Here is a 16,591-nt window from a genome sequence, read left to right as displayed (position 1 = left end):
GAATTTGAGGCAGCAAAACAGTCTTACTTTGAGGCGATCGCAGCCTATAATTCTGCTTTAATTATTGCACCGGATGATATCTGGGTTCTCAACGGCAAAGGGAGTACGCTGAAAAGTCTGAGTAAATTGCAAGCAGAGCTCAGCGAATTTGAGGCAGCAAAACAGTCTTACTTTGAGGCGATCGCAGCCTATAATTCTGCTTTAATTATTGCACCGGATGAGATCAATGTTCTCACCAACAAAGGGATTGCACTGCAAAGTGTGAGTCAATTGCAAGCAAAGCTAAGTGAATTTGAGGCAGCAAAACAGTCTTACTTTGAGGCGATCGCCGCCTATAATTCTGCTTTAATTATTGCACCGGATGATATCTGGGCTCTCACCAACAAAGGGAATGCGCTGCGATATCTGGGTGATTTGCAAGCAAAGCTAAGTGAATTTGAGGCTGCAAAACAGTCTTACTTTGAGGCGATCGCTGCTGTGAATTCTGTTTTACATATTGCACCGGATGATATCAATGCTCTCATCAACAAAGGTGATGCGCTGGAAAGTCTGGGTAAATTGCAAACAAAGCTAAGTGAATTTGAGGCAGCAAAACAGTTTTACTTTGATACGATCGCTGTCTATAATTCTATTTTACATATTGCACCGGATTATATCGATGCTCTCAACAACAAAGGGATTGCGCTGCAAAGTCTGAGTGAATTACAAGCACAGCTAAGTGAATTTGAGGCGGCAAAACAGTCTTACTTTGAGGCGATCGCTGCTCTGAATTCTGCTTTAATTATTGCACCGGATGATATCAATGTTCTCCGCAACAAAGGGGTTGCGCTGCAAAGTCTGAGTAAATTACAAGCACAGCTAAGTGAATTTAAGGCGGCAAAACAGTCTTACTTTGATGCGCTCGCTGTCTATAATTCTGTTTTACATATTGCACCGGATGATATCGGTGCTCTCAACAACAAAGGGATTGCGCTGCAAAGTCTGGGTGATTTGCAAGCAAAGCTAAGTGAATTTGAGGCTGCAAAACAGTCTTACTTTGAGGCGATCGCTGCTCTGAATTCTGCTTTACATATTGCACCGAATTTGATCGGTGCTCTCCTCAATAAAGGGAATGCGCTGCAAAGTCTGGGTAAATTGCAAGCAAAGCTAAGTGAATTTGAGGCAGCAAAACAGTTTTACTTTGATACGATCGCTGTCTATAATTCTGCTTTAATTATTGCACCGGATGATATCTGGATTCTCACCAACAAAGGGAATGCGCTGCGATATCTGGGTGATTTGCAAGCAAAGCTAAGTGAATTTGAGGCTGCAAAACAGTCTTACTTTGAGGCGATCGCTGCTGTGAATTCTGTTTTACATATTGCACCGGATGATATCAATGCTCTCATCAACAAAGGTGATGCGCTGGAAAGTCTGGGTAAATTGCAAACAAAGCTAAGTGAATTTGAGGCAGCAAAACAGTTTTACTTTGATACGATCGCTGTCTATAATTCTATTTTACATATTGCACCGGATTATATCGATGCTCTCAACAACAAAGGGATTGCGCTGCAAAGTCTGAGTGAATTACAAGCACAGCTAAGTGAATTTGAGGCGGCAAAACAGTCTTACTTTGAGGCGATCGCTGCTCTGAATTCTGCTTTAATTATTGCACCGGATGATATCAATGTTCTCCGCAACAAAGGGGTTGCGCTGCAAAGTCTGAGTAAATTACAAGCACAGCTAAGTGAATTTAAGGCGGCAAAACAGTCTTACTTTGATGCGCTCGCTGTCTATAATTCTGTTTTACATATTGCACCGGATGATATCGGTGCTCTCAACAACAAAGGGATTGCGCTGCAAAGTCTGGGTGATTTGCAAGCAAAGCTAAGTGAATTTGAGGCTGCAAAACAGTCTTACTTTGAGGCGATCGCTGCTCTGAATTCTGCTTTACATATTGCACCGAATTTGATCGGTGCTCTCCTCAACAAAGGGATTGCGCTGCAAAGTTTGGGTGAGTTGCAAGCACGGCTAAGTGAATTTGAGGCTGCAAAACTTTCTTACTCAGAGGCGATCGCTGCCTCGAATTATGTTTTAATTATTGCACCGGATGATATCAAGGCTCTTAAAAGCAAAGGGAATTTGCTGCAAAGTCTGGGTGAGTTGCAGGGACGGCTAAATGAGTTTGAGGCTGCCAAACAGTCTTACTCAAATGCGATCGCAGCCTATAATTCTGCTTTAATTATTGCACCGGATGATATCAATGTTCTCAGCAACAAAGGGATTGCACTCCAAAGTCTGAGTGAATTGCAAGCAGGGCTAAGTGAATTTAAGGCAGCAAAACAGTCTTACTTTGATGCGATCGCAGCCTATAATTCTGCTTTAATTATTGCACCGGATGATTCTAGACGGCTTCACAATAAAGGGAATGCGCTGCAAAGTCTGGGTGAATTGCAAGCAGGGCTAAGTGAATTTGAGGCAGCAAAACAGTCTTACTCAGAGGCGATCTCTGTCTATAATTCTGTTTTACATATTGCACCGGATTATATCGGTGCTCTCAACAACAAAGGGATTGCGCTGCAAAATCTGGGTGATTTGCAAGCAGGGCTAAGTGAATTTGAGGCAGCAAAACTTTCTTACTCAGAGGCGATCGCTGCCTCGAATTCTGTTTTAATTATTGCACCGGATAATATCAAGGCTCTTAAAAGCAAAGGGAATTTGCTGCAAAATCTGGGTGAGTTGCAGGGACGGCTAAATGAATTTGAGGCAGCAAAACAGTCTTACTCAGAGGCGATCGCAGCCTGTAATTCTGCTTTACTTATTGCACCGGATGATATCGCTGCTCTCAACAACAAAGGGATTGCGCTGCAAAGTCTGGGTAACTTACAGGCACGGCTAAGTGAATTTGAAGGGGCCAAACTATCTTCCTCTGAGGTGATCGCAGCCTTTAATTCTGCTTTACTTATTGCACCGGATGATATCGCTGCTCTCAACAACAAAGGGATTGCGCTGCGATGTCTGGGTGATTTGCAGGCACAGCTAAGTGAGTTTGAGGATGCACAACTATGTTACTGTGAGGCGATCGCAGCCTTTAATTCTGCTTTACTTATTGCACCCGATGATATCGCTGCTCTCAACAACAAAGGGAATGCGCTGCTAAGACTGGGTGTGTTACAGGCAAAATTATCTGAGGAGCAGGAAGCACTCAAGAATTGGCAAGAGGCACTGGAAATGTGGAATCGATCTTTAGCTATTGCTCCTAATGACGATTCTGTTCGCAGTGGCCGCGATGCGCTGCAAGAATCTCTCAATAATTTGGGTGAGGATACTATCAGCATTTAGCTCGATCGAAATGAGTAAAGACGCGGCATTCATTCCCTGCCTTAAACCGAAAGCCCGCCAGGGAATGAATTCCACGGGGCTTTTAGCAAAAGTCCTCTGAAGAGGACTAATGAATTCTTCAGTCCTTTTCAGAGGACTTTAGCTTTGAGGCAGGGGTTTCAACCCCTGCCGGACTGCCGGACTGCCGGACTCAGGGACACAGCGTTAAAGGCTCGCCCTCGAATTTACCTATTTAACCTTGCAGCTTACCGCCCAGATTGTCTCCGCGGTGTACCATCAGCCCGCGAACGACGGATCAGCACGCTGATCACCTGCTTCGGATTAGCCGCACGCTGTGGGGGACTCCAATCGCCCACTTCTGCAAATCCCAGCCGGTACAAAGTGAGTATGGTTTCCCGGACACCCTTGGGCGAACCGACAACCGTTAACAGCACCACTTCCTGTTCGCATACTGCTGCTGAGTCGTCATTTGGGCGATCCTCTTCGAGGGCAACGCTTACGGATTTGTTGTCGTCAGGCACAAATTCCTGTGACATAATATGTTCTCCTGTTTTTGGGTTTTCTAGAAAAACCCAAAAACCCAGCCGCCCCGCATTTCAACACATAGCAGGGCGGCTACAGAGGATGTTAAGATACTCCGTTAGCCTCCAGACTGCTAGTCCCAGTTTGGCGGTTAGCTGTCCATTGCTGTTTGCCGCAGCTTTGGGCAGTGCAACTAGATTTTTGGGCGACGCGGGCTGCCTCCTCTACAAGCAAGCAACCTCTCACTTCAAAGCGTAGCCGCAGATGGGGGCCGCCGTCAACCGATTTTAGATTTTAGATTTTAGATTTTAGATTTGGGATTTGGGATTTGGGATTGAAGAGGGGGGATTGGGAGGCTTTGGGCGATCGGGCTATCGATTTTAGATTTTAGATTTGGGATTTTCGATTGAAGATCGGGATTGGGAGGTTTTGGGCCGGGCTGAGGATTTAGCGTTATAACTAGACTAAGAGAACCCCAGGATAATTATGCTGCACGATCTTCAGCAATCTCACCAACAAGACATACAGACTATTACTCAGGTTTTGGAAAAAATCACCAACCGCACGCCGGCTCAGATTAAACCATTACTAGATGCGATGCTCAAACGGCTAATAGAACCTCAACAACGTCCTTTTTACGAAACAGCTACCCCAACAGAATGGTCAATAGCATTTCAGGAATGGGTTGACAGTCATCGTACCCTAAATCTCCCCACTCTTTCAGATGAAGCTATTAGCCGAGAGAGCATTTATGGAGACAACTGATACTGAAGTTAAACTCAGATTGGGCGATCGCAAAGGTTCTGCCAAGCGACTCAGAGGGCTAGCAAAAACTGATATGCCACCTCCAACAGATGCGGAAGTTGCAGTCATGTTAGAAGATCGTTTGGTGGATAAATACTTAAAATGATTGAACCGCGAAGACGCGAAGGACACGAAGGAAGAATTAAGAAGAAGATTAACAGGAGTTACGCACTCCGACAAAGAAACCGGGTTTTTTACCGAATTTACGGTATGTAATGCGTCTTCTCGTAAAAAAAACCGGTTTCTGGGCTCCATGCGTAAGCCCTACTCGTCGCTAACAGCCAAACCAGAAACCACAGGGGCGATCGCATTTAACTTCAACACAGGATGTTCCCCTTCCACCTGTCGGCAATTCCAGTCATTTCTAAACAGCAAAACAGGCCGGCCCCAACTATCTTTCACCGTCACCGTATTAAACAGCCGCCCAACTTTTGCCAGCGCATCCCAACCGCCGTCAACCCAACGAGCTACACTGTAAGGCAACATATCGATCGTCGTTTCCACATTATATTCCGACTGCATTCTGAACTGCACCACCTCAAATTGCAGTTGCCCGACAGCCGCCAAAATTGGCTCGCGTTTCGACTCATCAACCGAGTACATAATTTGCACTGCGCCTTCTTCCTGCAACTCAGAAACGCCCTTGCGGAACTGCTTAAACTTAGAAGGATTGGGATTTCTCAAAAAAGCAAAAAGTTCGGGAGAAAAACAGGGAATCCCTTCATATTCCAGTTTTTGGCCGGTGTAAATAGTATCCCCGATCGCAAATACCCCCGGATTGTTCAAACCGATCACATCGCCCGGATAAGCAACCTCGATCGACTCGCGATCCTGAGCAAATAACTTTTGAGGTCTTGACAAACGCACCGTTTTACCGCTGCGAGCGTGAGTTACGTTCATGTCCTTTTCAAACTTGCCCGTACAAACCCGAATAAACGCCACCCGATCGCGGTGTCTCGGATCCATATTCGCTTGCAATTTAAACACAAACCCCGTAAAATCTTCATAAGTTGGGGGCAAATCTCCCGCGCTGCTCTTGCGGGCGATCGGCTTCATAGCGTAATCTAAAAACGCCTCTAAAAACAGTTCTACCCCAAAATTGCTCATAGCGCTGCCAAAGAAAACAGGCGTCATTTTGCCGGCCCGAACCGAGTCTAAATCGAGTTCAGTTCCCAACTCATCAAGCAGTTCTAACTCTTCTTTGAGCTGATAGTAAAGGTCTTGTTCCAACAAATCTTCAATCCGCGGATCGCCCAATTCGATCACAGTATCAACAGCAGCGCGAGAACCGTGTTTAGTCCGCTCGAATAAGTGAATTTTGCGCCCTCTGCGATCGAAAACACCTTTAAAGCGATCGCCCGTACCTATCGGCCAATTTACCGGATAAGTCTGCAACCCCAATTCCTTCTCAATTTCGTCCAACAAATCCAAAGGTTCTCTGCTGGGGCGATCGAGCTTATTAAAGAAAGTAAAAATAGGCAGACTTCGCAGCTTACAAACTTCAAATAACTTGCGAGTTTGCGGTTCCAAACCCTTAGCAGCATCCTCAAGCATCACCGCATTGTCAGCCGCCGCCAGAGTGCGATAAGTATCTTCGCTAAAATCTTGGTGTCCCGGAGTATCGAGCAGATTAATGTGATAATTTTGATACTCAAACTGCAAAACAGTAGAAGTAATAGAAATTCCCCGCTGCTGTTCCATCGCCATCCAGTCAGAGGTAGCGTGTCGCTGAGCCCGCCGCGCTTTCACAGAACCTGCTTCGTGAATTGCACCTCCGTACAGCAGCAGCTTTTCTGTCAAAGTAGTTTTACCCGCGTCGGGGTGCGAGATAATAGCAAAGTTGCGCCGGCGCTCAACAGCAGTTAGCAGTTCAGTTTCGAGTTCTGTTGTCATCACAATTTGGTAGGGGAATCATCACCCGATCGCCATTATAGCCTGTGCTACAGTTGCTATTAAAGGTAAAATTATCACTAAAGTCAAGGAAGAAAAATAATATGTACGACTCTGACAAACGGAAGCTGCTATCACTCGTGTGCCACGGGGCGATTTTTTTCAGTACGTTACTGTTCTCGATCGGAGCGCCGATCGCTGTATTGTTAGTATCAGATGACCCCGTTGTCAAAGAAAACGCCACAGAAGCCATCAATTTTCACCTTAATGTATGGCTTTACAGCACCGTGATTGTGGTGTTAACAGTCATCACTTTCGGTCTGGCTGGGTTTATTTTAGTGCCAATAGGTTATCTGCTACACTGGGGACTGACAATAATGGCTATCCTCCAGGTTTTGCAAAATCCTAACCAACCTTACCGCTACCCTTTTATTTTCCGAATAGTTTAGACAGCAAATCGCGCTTCACCATCGATTTCAACAACCCGATTTCTTCTTGAAGAAACCGGGTTTTTAATTGTTTTCTCACTCACGAAAAAATTATTAAACAAGACTGCAAAAGTCATAAACCATCTTGAAAAGCATCTGCGTCCATCTGTGTTTATCTGCTTTTCATCTGCGGTCGATCTATCAAAGATTTATGCAATGCAAGTCTATTGTAGGGTGTGCAATACCCACCCTACAATATAAATTGTGCCCAATTGCCGATCGACTAAAACACAATTACCAATTCCCAACCTTCATCGCATTTCAGCAACTCTAGCAGTCTCTGTCGGCGACATAACCGCCTCTTTAGCATTCAACTTTTGATTCAACTCGCGAATCCGGCGCGACAGCAAGCGAATAATATTAACAGCAATTCCCGGCGTTTCATCGATCGCATCGTATAGCTGCATTTGAGTCAACATCAAACACTCGGATTGTTCGATAGTAGAAATAGAAGCCGATCGAGGTTCAGCATCAAACAGCGACATTTCCCCGAAACAAGCCCCCGCTTTCAACTGTGCCAAATCGCGATCGCCTATATGAACGCGCACCGTTCCCGATACCAAAATATATAGCGATCGACCTTCTTGTCCTTCCGTAAAAATCCTGTGCTTGGAAGGAAACGAAAGTTCATCCATTACCGATGCTAGACGCACGAGAAAATCATCCCGCAGTTCCTTAAAAATCGGAACCTCCCTGACAAACAATAGGCGTTCGACGCTGGTTAACATAATAAGATGCAGTGATTTATTTAAATTTAAACAAAGGAAGAGGAATTGGGCATTGGGCATTGGGCATTGGGCATTGGGCATAGTTTCTTTTTATTTCCTCTTCCCTCTTCCCTCTTCCTGACATCCGTTACATCCGTTACATCCGTTACATCCGTTACATCCGTTACATCCGTTACAGAATCCGTTGCCGAACTTCCTTCTTCCTTCTTTACCTTTTTGGGCTAGTCCCCAACTCGGCCATCATCTCTTCAACTTGAGCTGATACCAAATTATCGGGGTCATTTTGCAGCCTCGGCAACAATTCGACCAAAGCCCGGGGCGAGGCTATTTTCAAATAGGCTAACACTGCTTCGCGGACAAAACCCGTCGGGTGTTGCAGACAGACAAGAGTTTGTTGAGCCGTAAGGCTCCAGCGCGCTTCCCTCGCCAAGTGAAAGCAGCACGCCAAAGCCCAATCCGAAAGGAAGTGGCGCAATTCTAGCAAGCGACGCAAGCGATCGCTAGGGGCTAGAGGTTTGTAAACCATCAATTCCGAGAGGTTGCTCAATTTTTCTCTTTCCGAGTGCTGGTCCAACAAATTGATCAGCGATCGCTTGCTAGCTATATCCACAGTATTGTCGAGAATTTCCAATCCCCTAGCAACCAAAGAAGGTTGAGCAGAAGCGAGGTTGAAAGCAGCCGCTTGTACTGTGTCCAGCGGATAAAGAAACTTCATCAGCAAAAAACACCGCTCCTTAGCATCAGCTTCCAATCCCGCCAGAGCCCGCTGCAACAATTGAGCCGTATCGTTACCAGGTTCCCGGGTGCTGTTGGCTTCCCGATCCGAGAAATTGCCGTAGGTTGTTACCCCAGACAAATCTACCAGAGCTGCATAAATTTGACCGATAAACATTAACTCCTGTTCGATGAGAGTTTCCAAGCCGCTGCGGCCGATGCGGTCTAGAACCCCTTCTATCCCCGCTTCTGAGGGCATTTTCAAGAGGATGCGGAGGATATTGCGCCTGGTAGTTCCCCAAGCCGTCATCAAATTGCTGACCAAAATGTCGATCGCCTCCACAGTCCCAATTTGACCCAGAGCCGTCCAAGCTTGCAACCTGACCAAATCCGACTTGTGGATGTCCTCAGCCAAATACACGAGCAAAGGAATGGCGTCATTGTGAAGTTTGACTATTGCCTGCAAAGCCGCGTCCCTAGTCGATTTGTAACCGAGTCCGCGCAGCAGCGAAGGATAATATTCTTCCGAATGAGTAGACGAAATCACGTCTAACAGAGCGCAGCGCACTCGCAGAGATTCATCTTGCAACAGATTGGGGATGTACAGCCGCAGTCCTTGCAAATAATCAGCCTCTCCCAGAGCCCGCGTCCCCATAACACGTTCCCGCTCTTGCTTGTGGGTCAGCATTTGCCGCAGCGTGTTAGTAGCCTCTGCCTTTTGCTGGCGATCGCCCCTTCTCAAAATTAAAGCAGCCGCCGTACCCCGCACCACCGGATCGACAGTCGGCTGCAAGTAAGGCCGCAAGCTGTCAATATTCGGTTCAGCTTCCGTCAGCCAGATGTAGCGCAAAGCCAAGGCCAGCACCTCCGGCGGCAAGGATTGCTGCGAAAGTGTGCGGACAGCTTGTAAATATGCGGGGTTCGGGTGTTGCAGCATTGTTTCCAAGCTCTGGCGCTGCAAAACAGGGGACAGCGTATCGAGGAGGGGAGCCAGAACTTCACCGACATTTTTTGGATCTATTTGCGTCAGGAGTTCGATGCAAGAGCGCTTTTCCTCTTCGCCCCCCGGCTGTTCTAGAGTTTCCACCACTGCGCGCTTGAGAGCTTTGAGGTCAACGTCTGTGACGCCCAAGCGCCCCCGTTCCGCACTTTTGACCAACAGCCCCACGTATTGAGAGCGGATCAGCCAGACCACAAACACCCACACCAGCGCCAACAGTACGATCGCGGCAATAAATATCAAGCTTTGCTGGTCGTGAAATGCCATTTCGTCTTGCTGCTGGGGGAGTATCTTATCTGTCACCCACAGCATAATCAGGATGCCCACTCCTGTAGCTCCGCAGGACAAAGGTTCGCCCACACCGTTGACCAGAGTTTGAATCCCCGATCGAATATTGTCGGGAATCGGTTGAAATAAAACCGGGCTAACGGTTTCCAACAGCGTGTAGTGCAGCAGTTCGTCTAAAAATCTCAGCAATATCAGCCCGATGAACACAGATACTAGCTGGCCCAGGGATGCTCCGATGGTCAGCACCCCCAGTATCGCGATGCCCGCCGGCAAAATCATCGCCGTCACGAATACACCGATTCTTTCCACCAACCGGCTCGAAGCGAACCACTGAGTCGCCACTTGAAACAGGCCTTGTATGCCTTCGTAAATGCCCAGGAAGCTAGCGATCCAGCTAGCTCCGTCCCCCGGGTTTTGGTATTCTAGCTGGCTGTAGAATTGGAAATCTACCAGGACGTAGAGGACTTCTGCCAGAACGAAGAAACTGACTAGAGGTACGGCGTATTTTTGCAGCGGGCCTGTAACTTTGCGCGCGGTAAATTCTTCTTGGTCGTCTTCCTCGTCATCGGTCCAGTGAGCAGTTTCCGGGAATGCTTGGCTGTATTTTTCCGTGAGGTAGTACAGCAACACCGAGCCTACCGCCACCATCAACCCGGATATGAGGGTAACGTTTTTGAGTCCTACTACGTGCAGCAAAACAGGCAGAGAAAATCCGCTGACTACTCCAGCGACTAGATAGCCGCTGCTGACTAGCGGATAGGTGCGCTTGATTTCTCTAATATTAAACAGTTGGTTGGAAGTGATGGAAGTGTTGAGGTCGTTCAGGACATAGCAAGCTTCCACCCACAGCCACATCAAAAAAATAGTAATAAAAGCAATGCTGATGCCAGCTATCTTAGTATTTTCGTAGCCGATGCCGAATCGAAACAAAAATAGCGGTACCGACATCATTCCCAGAACAACTACGACGGTGCGCCTCAGCGGCAGGATTTTTTGCAGCCACGAGTAGACAAATCCCAAGCCTGAACCGATAAAGGCGCTGGCTATGTAGATAAAAGGCATTTTGTCGGCACCGTACTCGTCTAGGAACAGACCTACCGTGCTCAGTTCCAGCCAGATCAGCCCGACGGAGGTTAGAGTGTAGACGAGGAACATCAGTACGGTTCGCTCTACTTCTTCCGATCGCAGGTTGAGCGAGCGCAGCACTTTTTGTCCGGCTCCCGCCCAAGCGCTGATTTGAAAATTTTCCATTGCTTAAGAGTGCGTTGATATCCCGATGTGTGGTAGCGTGTCACCGAGTTCCGGCATCCAGGGGAGCGATCGCCAGTCGGTCGATTTTAGATTTTAGATTTTAGATTTTAGATTTTAGATTTACTCCACAGATGAATCTGGGAGGTCGAACTTGGGTCTAAAATTTTTTGCCCTCCACGACAGGAGCTGGAAACTTCTATCCGTTTTTGGGCGGGGTCATTAGTCTACCGTCACCAGTCTATTACTATTGACTGATGACTGATGACTAATGACTATCTATTTATACTTTCTTGGGCGACAGCAGCATCATCATACTGCGTCCTTCTTTTTTCGGGGCTTGCTGCACTTCTGCTATTTCCTGCAAATCTGTGGCCATGCGCTTAAGCAAGTCCTCTGCTAGGTTGCTGTGTTGGATTTCCCGCCCTCTGAACATGATCGTGGCTTTTACTTTGTCCCCAGATTTGATAAAGCGGTCTGCTAGTTTGAGGCGCACTTGGTAGTCGTGTTCTTCAATTTTGTAGCGCATCTTCACTTCCTTCACGTCGGCAGTGTGCTGCTTCCGCTTTGCTTCTCGCGCTTTCTTTTCCTGCTCGAATTTGTACTTCCCATAGTCCATGACCCGGCATACGGGCGGGTCAGCTTTGTCGCTGACAAGTACGAGATCGAGTTCTTTTTCCTCTGCCAGGCGCAGCGCTTCTGCGGGCGTCAATATCCCTAGTTGCGCGCCGTCGGTATCGATCACCCGGATTTTGGGGTATCGAATGTTTTCGTTGATCTGGGGTAGGTTGCGATTTTGTCTTCTTTCAATCACAGGCATGAATGGTTTTACAAGCAGTAGTTTAATAGCGAAGCTTCTTGATAGTTACAGGTTCTCGCGGCCAATATTTCACGATTGACGATCGAACTGTTTTGTAAGGTATTACCCTTAGCGGACGTACTAGCGCGCCCTGTGTGCCCTCCGCGAGCGCGTTGGGGAATATGGGGACGATCGTAAATGAATTCTTACAATACTTGCTATTCTACTCAGTCTGGCTGAGTTTCTGCCTAGTTTTATTGTAACTTCACACACGATCGCCCGCCCACTTGCCCGATTTATGACAAAACCGTCAAAAATTCAGGCTAAAAGGTTAAGGATGAGGTTAAACGGCTTTTGGCTTCCCGATCTCGCCCGGTCTGGCAAGTCCCCCAAGTCGCCGGATTTGCCTTGTAGAATAGGTATAAGCAAGTGTAAATTTATGTTGCGAGCTGAGGCAAAATTGACAAATTCTCTGCTGTGGCACCAACGGGTGGGAACTCAACGAGACTGGGTGTGGCGGGGCTGGCAAACTCGCTACAGTTTTTTGCGGCCGACTTTGGGGCGAAATCAAGGCGCGCTGGAATCTCAAGATTCCGAGGCCGCCGGAATTGCCCCGCGCGCATCGGGAACGCCGATTATTTTACTGCACGGGTTTGGAGCTTCGATCGGTCACTGGCGACAAAATCTCGCCTTCCTCGCCGAAAACCAAACGGTTTACGCCTTGGATTTGTTGGGGTTTGGCGCTTCCCAAAAAGCTCCGGTCAACTACTCTGTGTCTTTGTGGGTCGATCAAGTTTATGATTTTTGGCTGACTTTTATCAGAGAGCCAGTAATATTGGCAGGAAACTCGATCGGCTCGCTGATTTGTCTGGCCGTCGCCGCGGCTCACCCGGACATGGTGGCCGGCACAGTGATGATTAGCCTCCCAGACCCCTCTGTGCGAGCCGAGGCAGTGCCCGGATGGCTGCTCCCGGCGATCGAAGCTGTCGAAAGTTTGTTTGTTTCCCCGATGATACTCAGACCTCTGTTTTATTTTGCCCGCAAGCCGGACTTTGTGCGCCGCTGGGTTTCCTTTGCCTACGCCAACCCCGAAGCTGTTACCGACGAATTAGTGGAAATTCTAGCAGGGCCAGCAGGCGATCGGGGAGCCGCCCGCGCCTTCTGCGCTTTATTTAAAGCTGTAGGCAGCTCACAATTTGGCCCCAGTGTCAAGACTGTGCTGCGAAATTTAAGAATCCCGATGCTGTTAATTTGGGGCAAACAAGACAGGATGATTCCCCCTCGGTTCGCCCGACCCCACCAATTTGTCGAATGCAATCCCAATTATGTAGAGCTAGTTGAATTAGACAATGCCGGCCACTGTCCCCAGGATGAATGCCCCGAACAAGTAAATCAAGCAATTTTGAACTGGATGAGCCGGAATTTTGCACCTATGGGCGAGAGCCAATTGCAGCGCTGTTGATTAGACACAGGGCGGTGCGTTCCTAATGGACAAAAATAACTTGCGAATATCTATCCCGCTCAAAAATAAAGTGGTTAGAACTCGATCGCACTCGGTGGTATGGTATAGCAGATGTTGAAGCAAGAAGGAAGAAGGAAGACCTCCGTTGCAATCGACCGTTTATGTTTCAGCAATTAAGAACGTCCTCACCCTAAGGTGCGGTTGCTATATTACAAAACTTCCCTCACAGCGTCGGGTCAGTCGATTTGAGATTTGAGATTTGAGATTGACACGATGGGCCGCTCATCGAGGATAGAACTAACCTCAACAACTTTTTGACTCTAGGCGAATCCTGACAGAAAGCAAGTTTCCGTCTTTCTGTCATGTCATTTATCTACTTTTTTTAGGCTCCCTTGTTTGAGAAATTCAGAGATTGACACAATCGCCAAGATAGTGTATCTTCTCTAACTGGTAGTATATATATAAGTCATGCAGTTAGTCGAAAGGCAGATCGTCAAACCAAATGACAGGTTTTATCCAGAAGCCGATCGATTGTTTTTGCAGTCCAAAAAACTTGACAACTGCGAGAACTATATCTACTGTCAAAACTTTTTCTCCCATCAACCAACCAATGCTCTGGCTGCCGATCGTGCACTCAAAAAGAGTGTTAATGACAAAGCATTGCCCGCCAAATTAACACACAACACTCTCCGGTTACTGCAGACAGCATGGACTAGCTATCATAGTGTCACCTTGGCGGGCGCCGTCGATCGCGCCCAACGAAGTTTCAAGCAGTACCGAAAATCCCTGACTATAAAAATTCAAGAAAAAAAAGAGAGAAGGGGCGCTATGTAGTTGTACTTAACGGTCAAAGTCTCAGCAACAAGGCTTGTCCAAAAGAATATGCCAGTTAGTGTGGGACTAACTTGGGCTGCCTTCAAAAGTCGCATCAATCTTGGAAATCCGGATTGTTCCCAAGGTAGGTTGTTAAGTTGTTGGGGTGGTTTATGAAAAGTTAGAATAAAACGCAAATGTAAAGCGGATTATAACCCTTGCCGTAACGAGCTTCGCCAATATTAAAGAGCTATGAAACCCCTTCCCTGAAGCTCCATAAAATTCTACGTTCTAACTTGTACCTTCTAGCTTCTTGAGACGCCTTGTTTCTTGTTCCTAAAAATAAATACCTTCCCTTGTACCAGAAATCTTTGAGTCACCTGATAACCGATCGCCCCCAAGTATACGGGAAAGTTCAAAAATGCCAGAATCAGGCATTTCGGAGCCTGTTAACGCATAAAAAAGTCAATTTAGCCAACAACTGACGGCCGCCGCGCCCCCGGTCTGCTGGCGGCCCGCCTGCTTTTCGCCTTCCGAGCAAGCAGCGCCCTTCCAGCTTTTGGCAGTAACGCAAACGAGGAAAAAACTGTCGTGAAATTCCACTGGCTACTACCGAGTTTCTTAAGTGTATTTTTGCTCGCCGGGGCCGCTGAAGCAGCTAGGCTGCAATCTTGGCGGTTTGATGCTTCAGAGAACCGGCTCTACATTACAACAGACGGCGGAGTACAACCCAAGGCTCAACTGATTTTCAACCCGACGCGGTTGGTGATTGACTTGCCGGGGACGAGTCTGGGCCGTCCCTCGGTCAGCAAACCGCTCTCAGGGGCGATCGAATCGGTGCGGGTAGGGCAGTTTGACGCCGATACGACCAGAATTGTGGTCGAGATCAGAGACGGGTTTACTCTAGACCCCCAGCAAGTAAAATTCCGGGGGATTTCTCCCAGCGAGTGGACAGTGGATTTGCCAACGCCGGTGCGGGCAGGAACTCAAAATCCGATTTCAGAGCCAGGGGGAGAAAGGTTATCGGTTGAACCTTCAGCACCCATCGCCCAGTCGGCCGAGGCGACTGTAGTTCAGAACGTTCAGGTGACGGCGGACGGTTTTTTAGTCCGCACCCAGGGCGGCCGCCCCCAAATTAATTTTGAACAAAGTCGGGCCGGGGACATCGCCACCCTCGATATTGAAGGAGCTACTTTAGCGCCCGGCTCTAGCAGCCAACAGCCTCAAACGAACGGCAAGCACGGGGTTGACAAGATTGAAGTCCGGCAACTGCCAACAGACCCGCCCGTTACCCGCGTGACTTTGCGGATGAAGAGTTCTAATACACAGTGGCGGGCGTCTGTAAGCAATTTGGGCGGGGTTATGCTATTGCCCCTGGGCGCCCGGCAGCCAGCCCAGGGTCGCCCCCTACCTGTAGCTGTTCCTCAGAGACAAGCTCAAGGAAATTTAGCAAAAGTTCAGTCAATAGATTTAAGCAGTAACGGCACGCAACTTTTGGTGAGAACTAACCGCCAAGTCTCCTATAGCAGCGGGTGGGACGAGGGGTCGAGAGCTTACTGGATCAGAATCGCCTCTAGTTCCCTGGCGGGGCCAATTCCTCAGCTCGATGCCAACAGTCCTGTCTCGTTTACTGCCAGCCAAGAAGACGCGGAGACTGTGGTGATTTGGGTGCAGCCGCGATCGGGGGTACAGGTAGGCAGGGTGACGAGGCCGAACCCGCAGTTGCTGTCTTTGCAGTTGCTATCGAATGCTAGCGCGCAGCCCCCTTTGACTCGCACTCCCAGCAGCCCGCAGCCTTGGTCGAGAACGACTGTCGGCACCGGCGAGTTGCCCCAGGTTTCTAACCGCCGCGCTGTGGTAACCATCGATCCGGGCCACGGCGGCCGCGATCCGGGGGCAGTCGGGATTCAGGGCATTCAGGAGAAGGAGATTGTTTTGGATATCTCGTTTCAGGTGGCGAAGCTGCTGGAACAGCAGGGGGTGCAGGTGGTGATGACTCGGACTGACGACAGCGAAATCGACCTGGAACCAAGAGTTTCTTTGGCAGAACGGGTGAATGCTAGTTTATTTGTCAGCATTCACGCTAATGCGATTAATATGAGTCGGCCGGATATTAGCGGGATTGAGACTTATTATTTCAATAACGGCGAAGATTTGGCCCGGGTGATTCACGGCAGTATTTTGCAGGGGACGGGGGCGACTGACCGCCGGGTGCGGCAGGCGAGATTTTATGTTTTGAGGAAGACTTCTATGCCTTCTGTTTTGCTGGAGGTCGGTTTTGTCACGGGTGCTGAGGATGCTGCTAGGCTTTCTGACCCAGCTTACCGCAGTCAAATGGCGGCTTCGATCGCTCGCGGCATTTTACTTTATCTTCAACAAAGATAATATATTGCCGGAGGGATTAGTAATTGGTAATTTTCCCGTCAGACTAATGACTGATGACTAATGACTGATGACTAATGACTGATGACTAATGACTAATGACTGATGACTAATGACTAATGACTGATGACT

Annotated in this window: 12 protein-coding genes and 1 pseudogene; 8 read left to right on the top strand and 5 right to left on the bottom strand. The window is 48.2% G+C overall.

The window, feature by feature from the left end; all coding sequences use genetic code 11:
- Positions 1-3,321, top strand: a pseudogene (locus QUB61_RS16955) (hypothetical protein); the annotation flags it as partial.
- A 245-nt stretch (positions 3,322-3,566) separates the two neighbouring features.
- On the opposite strand, the gene QUB61_RS16950 reads toward QUB61_RS16955, so the two are convergent.
- Positions 3,567-3,857: a hypothetical protein gene (locus QUB61_RS16950; RefSeq protein ID WP_333128490.1), complete on the bottom strand. Its 291-nt coding sequence runs from the start codon at positions 3,855-3,857 to the stop codon at positions 3,567-3,569.
- 88 nt (positions 3,858-3,945) lie between these two features.
- On the opposite strand from QUB61_RS16950, the gene QUB61_RS16945 reads away from it, so the two are divergent.
- From QUB61_RS16945 to QUB61_RS16935, 3 genes are all read left to right on the top strand, one after another.
- Positions 3,946-4,101 carry a hypothetical protein gene (locus tag QUB61_RS16945; RefSeq protein ID WP_333128487.1) on the top strand — a complete coding sequence of 52 codons (156 nt, stop codon included), beginning with the start codon at positions 3,946-3,948 and terminating at the stop codon, positions 4,099-4,101.
- Positions 4,102-4,329: 228 nt separating this feature from the next.
- Entirely contained in the window at positions 4,330-4,608 is a 279-nt protein-coding gene (locus QUB61_RS16940) for a hypothetical protein (RefSeq protein ID WP_333128485.1), read from the top strand.
- Positions 4,595-4,753 carry a hypothetical protein gene (locus tag QUB61_RS16935; RefSeq protein WP_333128483.1) on the top strand — a complete coding sequence of 53 codons (159 nt, stop codon included), beginning with the start codon at positions 4,595-4,597 and terminating at the stop codon, positions 4,751-4,753. Before QUB61_RS16940 ends, QUB61_RS16935 begins: the two co-directional genes overlap by 14 nt.
- A gap of 158 nt (positions 4,754-4,911) precedes the next feature.
- Here QUB61_RS16935 and prfC read toward each other — a convergent pair whose 3' ends face one another.
- Positions 4,912-6,540 (bottom strand): peptide chain release factor 3, encoded by a 1,629-nt coding sequence (gene prfC, locus QUB61_RS16930; protein WP_333128481.1) that lies wholly within the window; start codon positions 6,538-6,540, stop codon positions 4,912-4,914.
- A 101-nt stretch (positions 6,541-6,641) separates the two neighbouring features.
- Between prfC and QUB61_RS16925 the strand changes: the two genes are divergently transcribed.
- Positions 6,642-6,986, top strand: coding sequence for a DUF4870 domain-containing protein (locus tag QUB61_RS16925; RefSeq protein ID WP_333128478.1), 345 nt, complete (start codon positions 6,642-6,644; stop codon positions 6,984-6,986).
- Positions 6,987-7,276: 290 nt separating this feature from the next.
- Here the strand turns inward: QUB61_RS16925 and QUB61_RS16920 are convergent, their stop codons facing one another.
- The 3 genes from QUB61_RS16920 to infC all read right to left on the bottom strand — a co-directional run bounded on the left by QUB61_RS16920 (position 7,277) and on the right by infC (position 11,823).
- Positions 7,277-7,753: a cyclic nucleotide-binding domain-containing protein gene (locus QUB61_RS16920; RefSeq protein ID WP_333128475.1), complete on the bottom strand. Its 477-nt coding sequence runs from the start codon at positions 7,751-7,753 to the stop codon at positions 7,277-7,279.
- Between the two features lie 208 nt (positions 7,754-7,961).
- Positions 7,962-11,006, bottom strand: coding sequence for a HEAT repeat domain-containing protein (locus QUB61_RS16915; protein WP_333128473.1), 3,045 nt, complete (start codon positions 11,004-11,006; stop codon positions 7,962-7,964).
- A 280-nt stretch (positions 11,007-11,286) separates the two neighbouring features.
- The gene (gene infC, locus QUB61_RS16910) at positions 11,287-11,823 is read right to left on the bottom strand and encodes a translation initiation factor IF-3 (RefSeq protein WP_006635262.1); all 537 of its coding nucleotides are present in this window, start codon (positions 11,821-11,823) and stop codon (positions 11,287-11,289) included.
- Between the two features lie 418 nt (positions 11,824-12,241).
- Between infC and QUB61_RS16905 the strand changes: the two genes are divergently transcribed.
- The 3 genes from QUB61_RS16905 (at position 12,242) to QUB61_RS16895 (ending at position 16,462) form a co-directional block, all read left to right on the top strand.
- Entirely contained in the window at positions 12,242-13,264 is a 1,023-nt protein-coding gene (locus QUB61_RS16905) for an alpha/beta fold hydrolase (RefSeq protein WP_333128471.1), read from the top strand.
- A 468-nt stretch (positions 13,265-13,732) separates the two neighbouring features.
- Positions 13,733-14,098, top strand: a complete 366-nt coding sequence (locus tag QUB61_RS16900) for a hypothetical protein (protein WP_333128467.1) — start codon at positions 13,733-13,735, stop codon at positions 14,096-14,098.
- A gap of 570 nt (positions 14,099-14,668) precedes the next feature.
- A complete protein-coding gene (locus QUB61_RS16895) occupies positions 14,669-16,462 on the top strand; it encodes an N-acetylmuramoyl-L-alanine amidase (protein ID WP_333128465.1) in 1,794 nt (597 codons plus the stop codon).
- Positions 16,463-16,591: the final 129 nt, after the last annotated feature.

It is taken from the genome of Microcoleus sp. C2D2 (genome assembly GCF_036702495.1).
GTDB lineage: Bacteria > Cyanobacteriota > Cyanobacteriia > Cyanobacteriales > Microcoleaceae > Microcoleus.
Note: the sequence above shows the minus strand (reverse complement) of the source record. Positions and strands in the feature narration are given on the sequence as shown.